The following is a 16,775-nucleotide window of genomic DNA, read 5'->3' as shown; positions in this document are numbered from 1 at the left end:
GCATCCGACTTTGCGGACTATGCTACTGCTATTGTCACTCGATTGGGCGATCGCATCACCCACTGGATGACCCTGAACGAAATCTCCCAATTCACTCATCTCGGTTATGGCGTCAACAGCCAACCCAACAACGCCCCTGGTACCCACGTCAGCTCCAAAAAAGAAGTATGGCAAACCTCTCACCACGCCTTACTAGCTCATGGACTCGGCTGTCAAGCCATCCGCGCCGCCTCGCCTAAACCCTGTAAAATCTCTCTAGTTCTGGACATTGGCTCAACTGTTCCCCTCACGGAGTCAAGCGCCGATATTGCCGCCGCCCAAAAAGCATTTCATACGTATTGGTTCAACGGAGGCATCATTTTTCCTGCCCTTACAGGTGCCTACAGTCCCATCATGCTAAAGGAGTTGGGCGCTGATGCACCCGATATTCAAGAGGGCGACCTCAAGACGATTCACCAACCCCTCGATGACTTTGGGATTAACCTGTACACGGGTAAATATGCTCGTGCCGCTAATAATCCACAAGGATACGAACTTCTCGACTTCCCCAAAAGCTATCCCAAGATGCAGGCAACCTGGATTAAGTTCATTCCGGAGAGCCTGTATTGGGCGATTCGTCATGTGAGCGACACTTTGGGACGTCAGGACTTGCCCGTGTTCGTGAGTGAAAACGGCTGCATTACCCAAGATGAATTAAACAAAAACGGTGAGGTGATTGATAGCGATCGCATCTTATACCTGCGACAGTACTTGAGGGCAGCTCATCGAGCCATCCAAGAAAAGTATCCTCTCAAGGGTTACTTCCTGTGGAGTTTAATGGATAACTTTGAGTGGAGTCGGGGTTACAGCGATCGCTTCGGTATCCTCTACACCGATTACAAGACCCAAAAACGTATTCCCAAAGCCAGTTTTAATTGGTACGCCGAGTGCATTCGTCAGAACCGTGTGGTCTAAATCCGTTTTGATGACCCTCTTCCTCTTATTGTTGAACTGGTAGTTAGTTGAGAGTTCTCATTCCCCTCCAAAACACCACAAGAATACAAGCAAGGCTACCACCCAACTCAACGAGGTAAGGGGTCGGAAGGAATTCAGGAGTTCTAGGGGAAAAAAGATAAGAACGTCTGAAAACATCAAGCAGCTCAGGAGTAGGAACAAAATCAAGATAATGGAGGGCATATTATCTGCAAAATACTCTTAATGCAGAAAAACCGGGCTCTCGATTAGGGCAGATAGACTACTGTCACGTCTGTCACGCTTCAAGTGCCCAAGGTCAGATAAGACAATACTAGGCAGTCTTGTCTGCATTCCGTACTCAACTGGAGAGAGAAATTTACTTTCCAGTCTTTTAAGGAGGGTCTTGGCAATGCGGTGGTTACACAGTAAAATTTTGCTCGCTTTTGCAGTCGCTTTGAGTGCTGCACCCGCTTTTTCGCAATCAGCCAATTTTGGTAAGTTGACACTATCACCTGGCTTTCCAGCAACAGCGGGACAAGCTTCAGGTAACACGGGAGGTACTTACTCGTTGTCTTCGATTGCCAATAGCGATCGCAATAATAAGCCCTGTATCGGTTATGGTTCAGAGAATCCTGATCACATCATGGTCTTGCAAAGCAAATTTTCTAAGCTAAGTGTGGAAGTCAATAGCGGGAAAGATACAACCTTAGTTATTCGAGGGCCTAATAACTTAATTCTTTGCGGTGATGATACAAAAACCAGCAAAGGTGTGAGTAAAGACGCCAGTGTAGAAGCCTCCAATTTACCCCCTGGAGAATATCGCATGTGGGTCGGTGCTATGAAAGAGGGTCAGCGCTGGAATTATTCCTTGACTGTGCGACAGTAGCCAGGGAAGATCAAGTCGAGCTAATTAAGGATGTAGGCTTTCTCCCTTATATTCTGTAAGATAGTTGTAATGTGCTTTACCATTACAATTGGGTAACTCTTTGTGTTATCTGCGCTTCTAGCTGACTTCCGCATCATATTTGAGCGAGATCCAGCAGCCCGTAACTGGCTGGAAGTTTTGTTTTGCTACCCCGGTTTACAGGCGTTGCTGCTTCACCGCATTTGCCACGGGTTATACACTCTAGGAATTCCCTTTATTCCTCGGTTAATTTCGCAGTTCTCCCGCTTTTTAACCGGTATTGAAATTCATCCGGGTGCCACGATTGGCAGAGGTGTCTTCATTGATCACGGCATGGGTGTTGTCATTGGAGAAACCGCGATTATTGGAGACTACAGTCTGATTTACCAAGGTGTCACGCTGGGTGGTACTGGTAAGGAGTGTGGTAAGCGGCATCCTACTTTGGGAGAAAATGTCGTAGTCGGTGCTGGTGCTAAAGTTTTAGGTAACCTCCTAATCGGCAACAATGTTCGCATTGGAGCGGGTTCAGTTGTCTTGCGAGATGTACCGTCTGATTGCACGGTTGTGGGTGTTCCCGGTCGGATTATCTATCGAGCTGGGGTTCGAGTCGATCCGTTAGAACATGGCAACCTGCCTGACTCAGAAGCGACTGTTATCCGCACTTTAGTAGACCGGATTGAGGCGCTGGAGCAACAATTACAAGAATTACAACAGCAAATGCATCAACCCGCTTCAATCCCTTCCTTAGTTTATGCTGGGTCTTCAACGTTTGATATCCCAGAGGTTCCCGCTACTATATCTCAGTCTTGCGATATCAGAGACAAAGCTATTCAGGAGTTTTTAGATGGGTCTGGAATTTAACCCTTTTTAAGCTTCAACCTTCAACCCTCAACCCTCAACCCTCAACCTTCAACCTTCAACCTTCAACCCTCAACCTTCAAGGATTCACCGCTTGCTGCAACCAGTCATGAGAAGGGTTTTTCTGATAAAAGCATCGGTTTTGGGGATCGCCTCGCAACTCTAGATGATCGACCTGTACAGGGTCTAGCAATAGCAGACAGAAATTAGGTAGGGGTTGGTCTGGCTCTGGCGGCGGTGGCGAAAAGTCACCGTCGTTTTTTGCTCTGGCCTCACCCGGATGAGGCCATGCAAATTGTAAACGAGCTGAGTCAGAAAGGTCTTGCCAAGTCGTCAGACGAGCTTTTTGGAGTAATAGGTCAGAATGCTCGGCTCCAATCAAGATTAGCTGACCGGCCAAGCGAAATTGCTCACGAGTCTTGGGAAAGTACCAGCAGGCTTCTCCCCAAGACTGATAGTTTATTTGCTCTGCTTTCTGGCTACGAGAATCGGTAATTATTTTCAGTTGATTGGTATCGTCTAAAAATCCCCGAAAGACAACGGTGCGGTTCGCCGGATGCCCATCGGGACGAACGGTTGCCAGCTGAAAGTAACGAGCATAAGGTAGGCTGCGATTTTTGTGGAGCGCACGGGCTAGGAGCGCTCGCCAGGGAGCTAAAGACATCGTTTTATAGGGTTGACGCCCTATACATAGCGCAAATACTTAAGTTTTTCAACCTTTGACCCATACATCTAACATCACCTATAGTCAAGGTTTAGTCTAAACCGACAACACATTTGAACTATGGTTCGAGAGCTTGAGCGAGAACGCCAAAAGCGCGATTTTCCGAAAACTGCACCAGCTGCCAACCCTGTATTTTTTAGAACTTACAGTCGTAGAACACAAGAGGGTCGCGAGACTTGGGAGCAAGTTTGCGATCGCACCACCAAGGGGTTGACTAAACTTGGCAAGCTGACAGATCATGAAGCCACCCTCTTACACCGGATGATGAGCCAGCTCAAGAGTCTCCCCTCAGGACGCTGGATGTGGGTTGGTGGCACAGACTGGATTGAAAAGCCAGAGAACTTTTCAGGAGCCTACAATTGCACCAGCACCAATGCAGTAGACTGGCTTGCCTTTGGTCTGATGATGGATCTCGCCATGATGGGCTGCGGCACAGGTGCTGTCCTCGAACCCAAGTACATCAACCAACTCCCTGCGATTCGGAACCCGCTGACAGTCAGCGTACAAGGAGAAATTGGCTCTACCCCACTTACACAACGTCGCGAATACACAGAAGTAAAGATTGAGGGAAATCAAGTCTACATTAATGTAGGAGACTCTCGCCAAGGTTGGGTGAAGTCTTATCAAACCCTGCTGGAATTATCCAGTGATGAGCGATTTTCCGCACCAGTAGAAGTTGTTATTGACTTAAGTGATGTTCGTCCGGCAGGAGAATCTTTAAAAGGCTTTGGCGGCGTTGCTAATCCTGTTAAGTTACCGGAACTTTATCAGCGTTGTGCGGCAATTTTAAATAAAGCTGTAGGACGGCAATTAACTTCAATTGAATGCTGTTTACTCATTGATGAAGCCGCTGTCACGATCGTGGCGGGCAATATTCGACGCTGTATCGCTTACGGGGCAAGGGTTTCAGCGCTTGATGGGATGAAGCCCATTCAAGATATTCAAGTCGGCGATCGCGTTTTAACCTCCTCTGGTGAGTACCGTCGAGTGGTGAATAAGTTCATCCAGGGTACACAGGATGTTGTAGAAATTCGCACTCCTACTACCTCAATTCGCTGTACGGCTAACCATCGTGTCGCGGTCTATAATGGCCTTCGCTCTTACACTTGGAAGTATGCAGGTGAGTTACAACCCGGCGATCGCCTGATTTCAGTTCCCCATAACAAAGGTGCTGATTGTGCCAGCACTGACTATGCTTGGCTGTTAGGTTTTTACATTGGGGATGGCTACGCTGATGTTGAATCCGCAAAGCGTCGTAGCGGTGGTGGTGGTGAGGTCGTTTTCGCTTTTTCTAAAAAGCGTCTAGAAGGAAAACTAGGCCAAAAGTGCCTCCGCATTCTGCGAGGACTGGGTTATATACCAACCGTTGCATTCAACAACAATTGTGGGTTCATCAAGGTCTACCGGAAAGATTTTGCAGAAGAAATGCTGCAATACAAACAGCCTTGGGGTGTCCCTGTTATTCCCGAAATTATTTGGAAAGGGACTCCAGAAATCCGGGGAGCTTTTCTAGCTGGGTTGAGTGATGCGGATGGCACTCCATCTCGAAATGTTTTGGTGAACTCTAATAAGTTGCAATTTTTAAGGGAAGTTCAGAAACTTGCTCTTTCTCTAGGGATTGCTACAACTTTATATGAGCGAAAGCCCAAGACTCTGAAAGGAAGAGACAAAATCTATGAAGGTTGCCACTGCCTTCATATTCGAGGCTGGCAATCTCAAATCGTGGCTGTAGCTCTGATTAATGAGTTTGCGGTTCGCAATGATTTTACTCTTAAATTAGCCAAGAAAAATGGCTTAAGTTTACCCTACCAGTTTGTGCAAGAATTAGCAGTCGCCGGATGGAAGCCTGAAACAATATGCAGAGCGAATGTTCTGTGGGCTGATCCAAAAGGGAGAGCCGGAAAGTTTAGAGATGCTAATTTCGATACCCTGCTCGCGGAAAACCTAGTGAATCATCACTGGTTGCCAATGGAGGTTCAGTTTGTCGCTCCCGCAGGTCAAGCTGAAACATTTGATATTGAGGTTGAGGGCGATCATGAATTCATCGCTGACGGGTTGCTAGTCCATAACAGTGCTGGGATGAGGCAGGGAGATAGCAAAGATCCGTTATTCACGACTGCTAAAGATAACCTCTGGCAGCAAGATGACAATGGTAACTGGCGCATCGATCCAGAACGGGATGCTCTGAGGATGGCAAACCACTCTCGTGTATTTCATCACAAACCCACATTAGAGGAGTGCCTTGAAGCTGTTCGTAAACAGTATTATTCGGGTGAGGGAGCGATTCAATGGGCTGGTGAGGCTGTTGCTAGAGCTAATTGTGACTTACTAGTCAATCTGGAACAAAAAGCTAATTTCCTGAAAGCTTACGAGCAAGGAAATGGCAAACAGTGGTTACAAGAGTGTTCTTCTCAGCTCTCGTCTGATGAAATCGAACATCGATTAAGTCGCTATGCACTTAATCCGTGTGGTAAATAATGCTTGCCTCACGTAAAAAACCCTGCAAAATCGGTAGAAGCTGAGATGTTAATACCGAGGTAAGTAAGGGAACTAAAAAGCCTTTACCACCGTAGAGCGTACCAGGTGAACCTTCTCAAATAGAAGAATATAATCCTGGCAAGAGTGTGGGGCACTTACAACAGTAAGTGAATATGTACGCCGAGCTACAGGAAAAACAGAACCTGTAGAACTAAAGGATAAAAAGCCTTTAGGATAACAAAACTGGAAATTATTGGTTCAAACTTTCACTGCAATTTAAGTGAGATTCACCTTAATCAGATTGACCCACACAATTACCAAGAACAAGAAGAAGCGTTTACAGCGGGTGCGCTGTCTGTCGCGACGTTGCTAAACCATGAATTTGTTGAAGATCGCTACCGTAAATCACGGGAGTTAGACCCCATTGTGGGTGTCTCCTTCACAGGTTTGTTCGATTTCTTTGTCGCAGCCTTTGGAGTCGATTGGTTGCGCTGGTGGGTAGAAGGGCGTCCAGAAACGGCAAAAGGACTGGAGTTTAAACGGCAGGAACAGGAGTATCTAACTAGTTGGAGTGAGATTGTACATCGCGTTGTTTGGGATTACTGCGATCGCAACAATCTAAAACGCCCCAACCGCTGCACCACTGTCCAACCTTCTGGAACGAAGTCTCTCATGACTGGTGCCTCACCCGGTTGGCATCCACCAAAAGCACAACGCTTTATCCGGCGTATTACCTTCCGCAAAAATGACCCTGTCGCTTTGGCTTGTATTGACTACGGATACAATGTCATCCCCTCTCAATCGGACAAGGATGAAAATGGTAACCTCTTGAATGACCCCTTCGATCCCCGTTGCTCGGAATGGCTGGTGGAAATTCCGGTTGCCGTAGCTTGGGCTGACTTGCCGGGGGCTGATGAAATCGACATCAGTCAATTTAATGCGATCGCTCAACTTGACTTTTACATGCAAGTCCAAAAATTCTATACCCGACACAATACCAGCGCAACAATCGAGCTGCGCGACTCAGAAATCGAAGGGTTAGGAACTCGGATTTACGAAGCCATCCGAGATGACAAGGGCTATATCTCAGCCGCTCTGTTAGCACGCTTTGACGATCTTCAAACCTTCCCGCGCTTGCCGTTTGAACCGATAGACCGTCAGCAGTACGAGCAATTAATGGAGGACGTAACGAAGCGACGCCAAATCAATGATTTCCATGTTGCGCTGAGTCGTTACGATCTAGGCGAATTAGGGGAAGCTGGTCCAGCCGGTTGTGACTCAGATAAGTGTCTGTTTCCCGAAACAAAAGGGTAATCACCCCTCAATGGGATTGCTCGTTGACAGACACGCTACGATTCGAGAGGAATCACTCATGATCAATGCCCGGTAGCACAAGGAGATACCCAGATGTTTCTTGATGAACTGTCACCCATTGTTAAAGAACTGACTCAGCAGCCTGTTGCTTTCTTGGGAGGTTTTTTTTCAGGAGTGTTTCGACTCAACCTGGCTGATGACCCAGTAAAAAGTTGGCTGGATCAGCAAACGGGTTCTACTACCTACACATCTGCTACAAGTGGCAGTGAAAACGGTAAAACTAGCGGTCCTCAATCTATATCGATTGAATAAGACCACTTTTTATTGAATAAGCCTTAAATGTTGGGGTCTGCTGAATCACAGTAGACCCCAATTCAGTTTGTGACGCCAAATGTGAGATAGATAACCACGAAGAAGCAATTTAGTAGGCTATCATAAGACGAAAGTAAAAGTTCAGTTCTACCTTTGGTTTGATTTTTGAGGTCTTGCAAGTGCGCTAAGCGCACCGAACTCATTCCATGCGATCGCTTTGAGGGTTGCGAGTTCTTAAAAATTTACCATCGGTCAACTCAGGCAAGATTTTGAGCAACTTAATCTCCTGCCACAATCAAGTCTGTGACTCTGAACTTAAGTTCGTAGTTCAGCTTTATTGATCGACATGACCATTTACGTCGGAAACCTGTCTTACCAAGCCACTGAAGAAGACTTGAGAACAGTATTTGCCGATTACGGCACCGTCAAGCGAGTGGTGTTACCTACAGACCGTGAAACGGGTCGGATGCGTGGCTTTGCCTTTGTTGAAATGACAGAAGAAACCCAAGAAGATTCCGCCATCTCCGAATTGGATGGTGCCGAGTGGATGGGACGTCAATTAAGAGTCAATAAAGCAAGACCCAAAGAAGATAATCGCAGTGGTGGCGGAGCAAGACGCAGTAATGACAATCGGTTCTAGACCAACCCTTGCTTAGGGGCTGTAGTTCTCAACCAGAATCAATTGAGGTGACGAGTAGCTTAAGCCCTGGTTTGGCAAAATCGAGCCTAATCATTCTCCCATTGTCTAGGTAGACGAGTTAGGGTCGTGATTGACAATCCTAACTCGTTCCAATTCGCTAGCCCTGAACAAGCCAGCCTAATCGCCTAGGCAAATCCCTAAGCCTTTAGCTGTATGGACTAGAGTCCCATTGGGATCTACAGCTTGATAGTGACCGAGCGCCTCACTAATAGGCACATCCACAACCTGACGCTGTTGCCAAGTGACCATATGGTCATATTTTTCATTGGCAATTAAATCAACCGCTGCCACACCAAAGGCAGAGGCAATTAATCGGTCAAGGGGGGAAGGAATACCACCCCGCTGAGTATGTCCCAAAACGGTGACGCGCGTCTCTGCACCCGTACAAGTAGAAATGCGATCGGCTAAGTATTGACCGATCCCACCTAAGCGACATTCGCCGAAGCGATCGCTCCAGGTTACCGTTTCACCGGTTTCTGTACAAACCGCTTCTGAAACAACAACCACCGAGAAATTGTGCCCTTGCTCCTGTCGCTCTTTGATCTTGCGGCAGACGTTGTCGAGAGTATAGGGAATTTCCGGAATCAGAATGACATCTGCTCCTCCTGCGATCCCGGCAGAAATGGCAATGTGACCGGCATCTCGACCCATCACTTCCACAATCATCACCCGGTCGTGGCTGGCGGCTGTAAAATGTAGCCGATCCAGGGCTTCGGTTGCAATATTCACTGCCGTATCAAATCCGATCGCACGTTCTGTGATGCCGACATCGTTGTCAATCGTTTTAGGAATTGCCACAAAGTTCAGATTGCCTTGCAGGGCAACTTTGCGGAGAATGGCTAAACTCCCATCTCCCCCAATGCCAATCAGGGCATCGAGTCCCAGCAGATGGTAACCTTCAATGATGTCTTGGGAGCCATCACGTACCGTTCCATCCGGCATCGGCAAAGCAAATGGGTTCCCCTTATTCGTCGTGCCGAGAACAGTACCCCCTTTGGTTAAAATGTCACCAACCTTTTCAAGATCAAGCGAGACAGCTTGCGGAGGACGGCTCATTAACCCCTGAGTCGCTCGATAGATGCCCATTACCTCCCAGTCGTAAGTGCCCACAGCCCGATGCGTCACCGCTCGAATTACTGCATTCAAGCCAGCACAATCTCCACCACTGGTGAGAATTCCAATGCGTTTACGTTCTCCCATAAAGCCTTTATTCAGCTTGTATCATGCGCTTTCTACGCTAAGTTTGACCCTAGGCATCCTCAAAGACAAGAAAGGTAGTGTGAAGATTTCCTGCATCTTTCTCTAATTTATCTGTCAGTAGGAAGATTTCCTGCGTCTTCCTGTCGTTGTCGTTCATCTAAAGTTTCTTTAGTTCTTCTAAAGTTAGAAGCCGCCGCTCAAATGCCTCCCTAAGATAGAAATTAAAGGGGGTAAAGCATTTGGCTGGCTTGAGGCAGTTTTGTGAGCAACTGACCTCTACTCAGAATGCGTTATCCATAAGGAGGGATGAAATTATGGCAGATGTAGATCAGCCTGTAGCTCAGGAACGGACTCTGGATCGTGATTGTACAACGCTAACGCGTCATGTTTTACAGCAGCTTCATAGTTTCTCAGCAGAGGCGCAAGACCTCAGTGCGCTCATGACTCGCATTGCCTTGGCAGCCAAGCTGATTTCTCGACGCCTGAGCCGCGCTGGTTTAGTTGAGGGAGTGCTAGGCGTTACAGGTACCGTTAATGTGCAGGGAGAGTCCGTCAAAAAGATGGATCTCTATGCCAACGACGTATTTATTTCGGTGTTTAAGCAAAGCGGTCTCGTCTGTCGCTTAGCCTCTGAGGAAATGGAAAAACCTTACTATATCCCAGAAAACTGCCCCATCGGACGTTATACCTTGCTGTATGACCCAATTGATGGCTCCTCAAATATAGACATCAACTTGAATATCGGTTCGATTTTTTCGATTCGTAGGCAAGAAGGAGACGACTCAGACGGTGAAGCTAGCGATTTGCTGCAAAATGGGCGCAAACAAATCGCCGCTGGTTATATTCTTTATGGGCCGAGTACGATGCTGGTGTACTCCATCGGTACGGGTGTCCATTCTTTCACTCTTGACCCCAGTTTGGGTGAGTTTATCCTTTCCAAGGAAAACATGCAGGTGCCAGAACACGGGCCAATTTATAGCGTAAATGAAGGCAACTTCTGGCAGTGGGACGAGTCCATTCGGGATTACATTCGCTACGTGCATCGTCATGAAGGGTATACCGCCCGCTACAGTGGGGCGTTGGTAGGAGATTTTCATCGGATTTTGAGTCAGGGTGGTGTCTTTCTCTATCCCGGTACGTTGAAGAAGCCGGAAGGAAAGTTGCGTCTACTTTATGAAACGGCTCCCCTTGCTTTTTTGATGGAGCAAGCGGGTGGCAAAGCCAGTACAGGAACCCAAAATCTCATGGATGTGGTGCCCAAGGCATTGCATCAAAGAACCCCGTTAATTATCGGGAGCAAAGAAGATGTAGCCCTTGTAGAGTCTTTTATTCAAGAGAGGGCGCGGGACTCAGAAGAAGCCACGATCGCTTCTAGACCGGGTTAATCATGAGTCTTTTGTCAAGAGTCTATGACTAAAGCTTAATGACCGATGAGCATTAAGCCTCTAACCTTCAATAAGCAGAGTACATTACAACCAGTAGGAGTTGAAAAATGACTGCAACAGCCAACAATCCCATTTTCCAAATTGAACAAAACTACGGTCAGAGCATCTGGATGGATAATCTGAGCCGCTCGATTATCCAGTCCGGTGAACTCAATCAGTTGATTGAGGAGCGAGGGATTGTCGGAATTACCTCCAACCCAGCCATCTTTGAAAAAGCGATCGTGGGGAATGCGATCTACGATGCTGACATCGAAGCGGGTATTCGTGCCAAGAAATCGGTGTTGGAAATTTATGAATCTCTCGTGTTTGATGACATCCGGAATGCCTGCGATATCTTCAAACCGGTCTATGAGTCGTCCAATAAACTGGATGGTTACGTGAGTATTGAAGTTCCGCCGAACATTGCCGATGATACGCAAAGTACCATCGAGCAAGCCCGACGCTATTATGAGCAGATTGGTCGGGAAAACGTGATGATCAAGATTCCTGGGACGAAGATGGGCTTGCCAGCGGTTGAGCAAGTGATCAGCGAAGGAATCAATGTTAATGTTACTTTGCTGTTCTCGGTAGACAGCTATGTTGAGACGGCTTGGTCTTACATCCGGGGCTTGGAAAAGCGGGTTGCCGAGGGCAAGGACATCAGCAATATTGCATCTGTGGCGAGTTTCTTCCTCAGCCGGATTGATATCAATATTGATGCACGCATTGATGCAAAACTTGCGGAAGGCATGGATCGGATTGAGAAGAAGGCCAAGCTGGAAGCTGTTAAAGGTAAAGTTGCGATCGCCAATGCCAAAATTGCTTACGAGAAATACAAAGAAATTATCCAGAGCGATCGCTGGAAAGCTTTAGCAGAGAAAGGAGCAAAAGTCCAGCGGCTGCTATGGGCGAGCACCAGCACCAAGAACCCGAACTACAGCGATGTGATGTATGTCGATGAGCTGATCGGCCCTGATACCGTCAATACCTTACCACCCAACACGATTGAAGCCTGTGCTGACCACTGTTCTCCAGCCAATCGCGTTGAGGCGGATGTTGACCAAGCCCACCACTTAATGGAAAGCCTCAAAGACCCCGATATCGATATCAATATTGACGAGGTGATGGAGGAACTTCTTTCAGATGGAATTGACAAATTTGTCAAGCCCTTTGAGTCCTTAATGTCATCTCTAGAGGATAAAGTCCAGAAGTTGGCGACGGTGTAACTCAACGTCTTACTACCCAACTTCCCCATCTTGCGTAGAGGCACGATAATATGGTGCCTCTAGAGGAGCAAAGTAGCGCTTGAGGAAACTGAATCCTTGATTCAACAAACGGCACAAGGAAGAGTCTCTCGGATTTTTCCTGGGGACTGCCTCAGGACTTAGGTGGAATGTCACTGACTTAAGCAAAAAGTAGTCGTTCTTTGAGAAAACCAAGATTGGGGGGAGACCCCCCAAACCCCCACTGGGGGACGATAGCGAAGCGGGGCGCGTTAGCGCACGTGCCTACCTAGAGACCCCCTGCACAAGGGTTCATTGGTGAGCTAAGAAATTCTTAAGTCAGTGCCATTCGACTTAGGTGAGTGATCTCCCACTCCCCCCCGGATTGAGCGCTGGGGAAGCAAACGTGACGGCTACAGGCGCTAAAATACCTGCAATTATTTTGTCCAGGGTGCGTAAGTTCTATTCATCCTAACCTCTATTTTTCATCTTGAAACAACTATGGTGACTCTGCTAGAAAATCCCCTGCGCGTTGGCTTGCAACAAGAACGGACGGCGGAACCAGCGATTCTGGTAATTTTTGGAGCGTCTGGAGACCTCACCCAACGTAAGTTAGTGCCAGCCATTTACCAGATGAAACGCGATCGCCGTCTGCCCCCCGAAACGACCATCGTCGGTGTCGCACGTCGCGAATGGAGCCACGACTACTTCCGAGAGCAGATGCGGGAGGGCATAGAGCAGTTTTCTGACGGCATTGGCTCCGAGGAAATGTGGGAAGAGTTTGCCCAAGGTTTGTACTATTGCCCTGGTGACATTGATAAGCCAGAAAGCTATCAGAAACTCAAAGCCTTCTTAGGGGAACTAGATGGGAAGCGGGGAACGCGAGGTAACCGGGTATTCTACCTATCGGTTTCCCCCAAGTTTTTCCCAGAAGCCATCCGACAACTGGGAAGTGCGGGAATGCTGGCTGACTCTGTGAAAAACCGCCTAGTGATTGAAAAACCATTCGGTACAGATTTGAGTTCGGCTCAGAAGCTCAACCGAGTGGTGCAACAAGTCTGTAAAGAACAGCAAGTTTACCGCATCGACCACTATCTGGGCAAAGAAACTGTTCAGAATTTGTTGGTATTCCGTTTTGCCAATGCTATCTTTGAGCCACTATGGAATCGGCAGTTTGTTGACCACGTCCAGATTACAGTGGCAGAAACGGTGGGCGTCGAAGACAGAGCAGGTTACTATGAAAGCTCTGGGGCACTGCGGGACATGGTGCAAAATCACCTATTGCAAGTGTTTTGCCTGACGGCGATGGAGCCGCCCAATTCGCTGGACGCTGATAGCATCCGGACAGAGAAAATGAAGGTGCTTCAGGCCACCCACCTGGCAGATATCAATAATTTAGAGAATTCAGCGGTGCGGGGTCAGTATTCTGCCGGTTGGATGAAAGGCAAGCCGGTTCCGGGTTACCGGGAGGAACCCGGAGTTAACCCCAACTCGACAACACCAACCTACGTAGCCATGAAGCTACTCATCGATAACTGGCGCTGGCAAGGTGTTCCTTTCTATCTGCGAACGGGCAAACGGCTACCCAAGAAAGTGAGCGAAATCGCGATTCAGTTTCGTGAGGTTCCTTTGCTGATTTTTCAATCGGCCGCACAGCAGGCAAACCCTAACGTGCTGACACTGCGCATTCATCCCAATGAGGGAATTTCGCTGCGTTTTGAAGGGAAAATGCCAGGACCCAGCCTGCGGACACGCACGGTAGATATGGACTTTAGCTACGGCTCGTCGTTTGGGATATCGACATCCGATGCTTATGATCGCCTGTTACTCGATTGTATGCGGGGGGATCAAACTCTGTTCACCCGTGCTGATGAAGTGGAAGAAGCGTGGCGGGTTGTCACACCAGCACTTTCGGCTTGGGAGGCACCGACAGATCCAGCGTCTATTCCCCAGTATGAAGCGGGAACCTGGGAACCAACCGAGGCGGAACACTTGATTAATCGCGATGGTCGTCGCTGGCGCAGACTGTAGGGCGTACAAGCTGACACGCTCCTAGAAGTTGTTAGTGGTTTATTGTTGAGTTATAAGAAGCCGTTAAATAGCTAACAACTAATCACTAACAACCAACAAATAATAAGCAACAGCTAACAACCCAAAATTAACTAACGAGTAATTGATATGGCTACACAATCTCCTCCGATAGTCTCTCTACAACAGCCCAAAGATGTTTCAATCGCTGATATAGAGGCGGAACTGCTTCAAATCTGGCAAAGCTATGGAAGTGCTGGTGAATACGGCGATTTTCCCTCTGCCATCAGAGCATCAACGTTCAGCCTGATTGTCTATGAACCAGGAGAAACTCAACAGCTGTTAGCTGCATTGGGATATTACACGGGTCCGATCGACGGTATTGTCGGTCCCCGCATGGTGTCTGCCCTGAAGGCGGCACAGAAAGCCTATGGGCTGCCAAGGACTGGTAAAGCAGACGACATTATTAAGGCGAAACTGCGCGAGGAATATACTGAACGACTCAAAAATGGGATGGCAAACAGTACAGAACAAGCGGAGCGGTTACAGTATTCCCCAGATTTAGAAGGATCGGGGCTTGCGGATGCGATCGCAGCTTCCAACCCATGTCGGATTATTGCCCTTTGTCCGATCGCAGGTGAAGATGAAGGCCTTACGGCTCAGGTTTCTGCCTCTTGTCCAGTTCAGAAGCACTCTCAGAGCACACTCGTCTGCTGCGAATACGTCACCCTGCGAGGCACGGCTACTGCCTTGGAACGTAACGCAGGCATGATATCAGAACTAATGATTGGGGAGCTTCCCAAGTTTCTCTGGTGGAAGGGGACACCTGACCCTGAATATGGTCTGTTCAAACGACTGGCCGCTCTTAGCAATAGCGTCATCATTGACTCTAGTTCCTTCAATGAGGCAGAGACAGAGCTATTGCAGATACAAAACCTGATCGAGCACGGAATTGGGATCGCCGACCTCAACTGGCGGCGGCTAGCAGCATGGCAAGAGTTGACGGCTGAAGCGTTTGACCCACCAGAACGGCGTGCGGCTCTTAAAGAGGTTGACCAGGTAACGATCGATTACGAGAAAGGCAATCAATCTCAGGCAGTGATGTTCCTGGGTTGGTTAGCTTCTCGGTTAAAGTGGCGTCCCGTCTCTTATCAGACAGAGGGTGGTGATTATGATATCAGTCGCGTTCGATTCCTCACTTCTGAACATCGCACGGTTGAAGCCGAGTTGGCAGGAGTTCCCGTGGCGGATGTGGGAGAAATTGCCGGTGACATGATCAGTCTGCGCTTGGGTTCGACCAACAACGAGGCAGATTGCTGTACGGTGTTGTGTTCAGAAACGACGGGTTGTATGCGGATGGAAGCGGGCGGTGGTGCTCAGGCTTGCCGCATTCAGCAGGTAACACCAATGTTTGACCAAAAAACAGAACACTTGCTGAGTCAGCAACTGCAACGCTGGGGTCGTGAGGTGCTTTATGAAGAAAGTCTGGCAGTTACGGCTGAGATTTTAAAGTTGGCAAAGGGGTAATAGGTAATGGGTAATGGGTGATAGTTAATCACAAATCTAATTCCCAATTCCCAAATATCATGGCTTTAGTCATCGCTGGTGAACGCAGTGGGGTGGGCAAGACAACCGTTACGCTCGCCCTATTGTCGTTGTTGTCACGGCACAAGCAACGCGTTCAATCGTTCAAAGTTGGCCCTGATTACATCGATCCGATGTTCCATCAGCAGGTTACGGGGCGTCCCTGCCGGAATTTAGATCCGGTGCTGACTTCGGAAAATTACGTCCAGGATTGTTTTACCCGTCATGTCCAAGGGATGGATTATGCTCTTGTTGAAGGAGTGATGGGCTTGTTTGATGGGGCGACTGGGCGGCATGATTGGGCCAGTACGGCCCATGTGGCGCGGTTGTTGGAACTGCCTGTGCTATTGGTTTTGGATTGCAGTCGGTTGTCGCGATCGGTGGCTGCGATCGCACATGGCTACCGTTCGTTTGACCCTAGGATACAGCTAGCGGGTGTGGTGTTGAATCGAGTGGGGAGCGATCGCCATTTGGAACTTCTCAAAGATGCCTTGGAACCCTTGCAAATTCCCGTACTAGGAGTATTGCGGCGTCAGGATAATATTACGATTCCTGCTCGGCATCTGGGTTTAATCCCTACGGCTGAGATGGTTCAGTTGGATGATTTGATCGATAGACTCGCCCACTTGGCAGAAAGTTGTTTTGACTGGGAAAGGTTATTTCCGTTGCTTACCCCCCTAACCCCCCTTGTAAAGGGGGGAACTGGATTCAAAGTCCCCCTTAATAAGGGGGATTTAGGGGGTTCTCCGGGTTTGGCAACACACTCTAAACTGTATTTTCCAACTCCCCCATCAGATCTAGCCCCCCCAGCCCCCCAACTTTGGGGGGAGCCGGAGCTTCAAAGTCCCCCAGAATTGGGGGATTTAGGGGGCAAGAAAGACTTGTGTATAAACCGTAGCCTTATTGAGAGGGGGATCTCCTTGGGAAATTTAGGGGGTTTTCCGGTTAGGCTGGCAATAGCACGCGATCGCGCTTTTAGTTTCTACTATCAGGACAACCTGGATATCTTGCAAGAACTGGGTGCTGAGTTAGTGCCTTGGAGTCCCCTCACAGATACGGCTTTACCTGCGGA

The 16,775-nt window shown here is 48.3% G+C and carries 13 protein-coding genes and 1 pseudogene; 12 read left to right on the top strand and 2 right to left on the bottom strand.

All coding sequences use genetic code 11. From position 1 onward, the window contains the following. The 3 genes from V6C93_RS15775 to cysE form a co-directional block, all read left to right on the top strand. Nucleotides 1–954 (top strand): glycoside hydrolase family 1 protein (locus V6C93_RS15775; protein ID WP_333477619.1); only part of this gene is annotated, 954 nt, incomplete at its 5' end. A 409-nt stretch (nt 955–1,363) separates the two neighbouring features. Continuing rightward, on the top strand, nt 1,364–1,840 hold the full coding sequence (locus tag V6C93_RS15770; protein WP_333477618.1) for a hypothetical protein: 477 nt from the start codon (nt 1,364–1,366) through the stop codon (nt 1,838–1,840). Between the two features lie 102 nt (nt 1,841–1,942). After that, entirely contained in the window at nt 1,943–2,719 is a 777-nt protein-coding gene (gene cysE / locus V6C93_RS15765; RefSeq protein ID WP_333477617.1) for a serine O-acetyltransferase, read from the top strand. 76 nt (nt 2,720–2,795) lie between these two features. Here cysE and V6C93_RS15760 read toward each other — a convergent pair whose 3' ends face one another. Further along, entirely contained in the window at nt 2,796–3,380 is a 585-nt protein-coding gene (locus V6C93_RS15760; protein ID WP_333477616.1) for an Npun_F5749 family FMN-dependent PPOX-type flavoprotein, read from the bottom strand. Nucleotides 3,381–3,500: 120 nt separating this feature from the next. On the opposite strand from V6C93_RS15760, the gene V6C93_RS15755 reads away from it, so the two are divergent. The 4 genes and pseudogenes from V6C93_RS15755 to V6C93_RS15740 all read left to right on the top strand — a co-directional run bounded on the left by V6C93_RS15755 (nt 3,501) and on the right by V6C93_RS15740 (nt 8,184). Next, nucleotides 3,501–5,918 (top strand): LAGLIDADG family homing endonuclease, encoded by a 2,418-nt coding sequence (locus tag V6C93_RS15755; protein WP_333477615.1) that lies wholly within the window; start codon nt 3,501–3,503, stop codon nt 5,916–5,918. 246 nt (nt 5,919–6,164) lie between these two features. Next, a pseudogene (gene nrdJ / locus V6C93_RS15750) lies at nt 6,165–7,232 on the top strand (ribonucleoside-triphosphate reductase, adenosylcobalamin-dependent); the annotation flags it as partial. Nucleotides 7,233–7,325: 93 nt separating this feature from the next. After that, nucleotides 7,326–7,544, top strand: coding sequence for a hypothetical protein (locus V6C93_RS15745; protein ID WP_333477614.1), 219 nt, complete (start codon nt 7,326–7,328; stop codon nt 7,542–7,544). A 346-nt stretch (nt 7,545–7,890) separates the two neighbouring features. Further along, the gene (locus tag V6C93_RS15740; RefSeq protein ID WP_333477613.1) at nt 7,891–8,184 is read left to right on the top strand and encodes an RNA-binding protein; all 294 of its coding nucleotides are present in this window, start codon (nt 7,891–7,893) and stop codon (nt 8,182–8,184) included. A 177-nt stretch (nt 8,185–8,361) separates the two neighbouring features. Here the strand turns inward: V6C93_RS15740 and V6C93_RS15735 are convergent, their stop codons facing one another. Further along, on the bottom strand, nt 8,362–9,444 hold the full coding sequence (locus tag V6C93_RS15735) for an ATP-dependent 6-phosphofructokinase (RefSeq protein WP_333477612.1): 1,083 nt from the start codon (nt 9,442–9,444) through the stop codon (nt 8,362–8,364). 314 nt (nt 9,445–9,758) lie between these two features. Between V6C93_RS15735 and fbp the strand changes: the two genes are divergently transcribed. The 5 genes from fbp to V6C93_RS15710 all read left to right on the top strand — a co-directional run. Continuing rightward, a complete protein-coding gene (fbp, locus tag V6C93_RS15730; protein WP_333477611.1) occupies nt 9,759–10,829 on the top strand; it encodes a class 1 fructose-bisphosphatase in 1,071 nt (356 codons plus the stop codon). Nucleotides 10,830–10,936: 107 nt separating this feature from the next. Continuing rightward, a complete protein-coding gene (gene tal, locus V6C93_RS15725) occupies nt 10,937–12,094 on the top strand; it encodes a transaldolase (RefSeq protein WP_333477610.1) in 1,158 nt (385 codons plus the stop codon). A gap of 498 nt (nt 12,095–12,592) precedes the next feature. Further along, the gene (zwf, locus tag V6C93_RS15720; RefSeq protein WP_333477609.1) at nt 12,593–14,122 is read left to right on the top strand and encodes a glucose-6-phosphate dehydrogenase; all 1,530 of its coding nucleotides are present in this window, start codon (nt 12,593–12,595) and stop codon (nt 14,120–14,122) included. 147 nt (nt 14,123–14,269) lie between these two features. After that, nucleotides 14,270–15,646, top strand: coding sequence for a glucose-6-phosphate dehydrogenase assembly protein OpcA (gene opcA / locus V6C93_RS15715; protein WP_333477608.1), 1,377 nt, complete (start codon nt 14,270–14,272; stop codon nt 15,644–15,646). Between the two features lie 59 nt (nt 15,647–15,705). Next, nucleotides 15,706–16,775, top strand: a 1,070-nt coding sequence (locus V6C93_RS15710) for a cobyrinate a,c-diamide synthase (RefSeq protein ID WP_333477607.1), incomplete at its 3' end; no start/stop codon positions are given.

It is taken from the genome of Allocoleopsis sp., from assembly GCF_036703385.1.
In the GTDB taxonomy this organism is placed as follows: domain Bacteria; phylum Cyanobacteriota; class Cyanobacteriia; order Cyanobacteriales; family Coleofasciculaceae; genus Allocoleopsis.
Note: the sequence above shows the minus strand (reverse complement) of the source record. Positions and strands in the feature narration are given on the sequence as shown.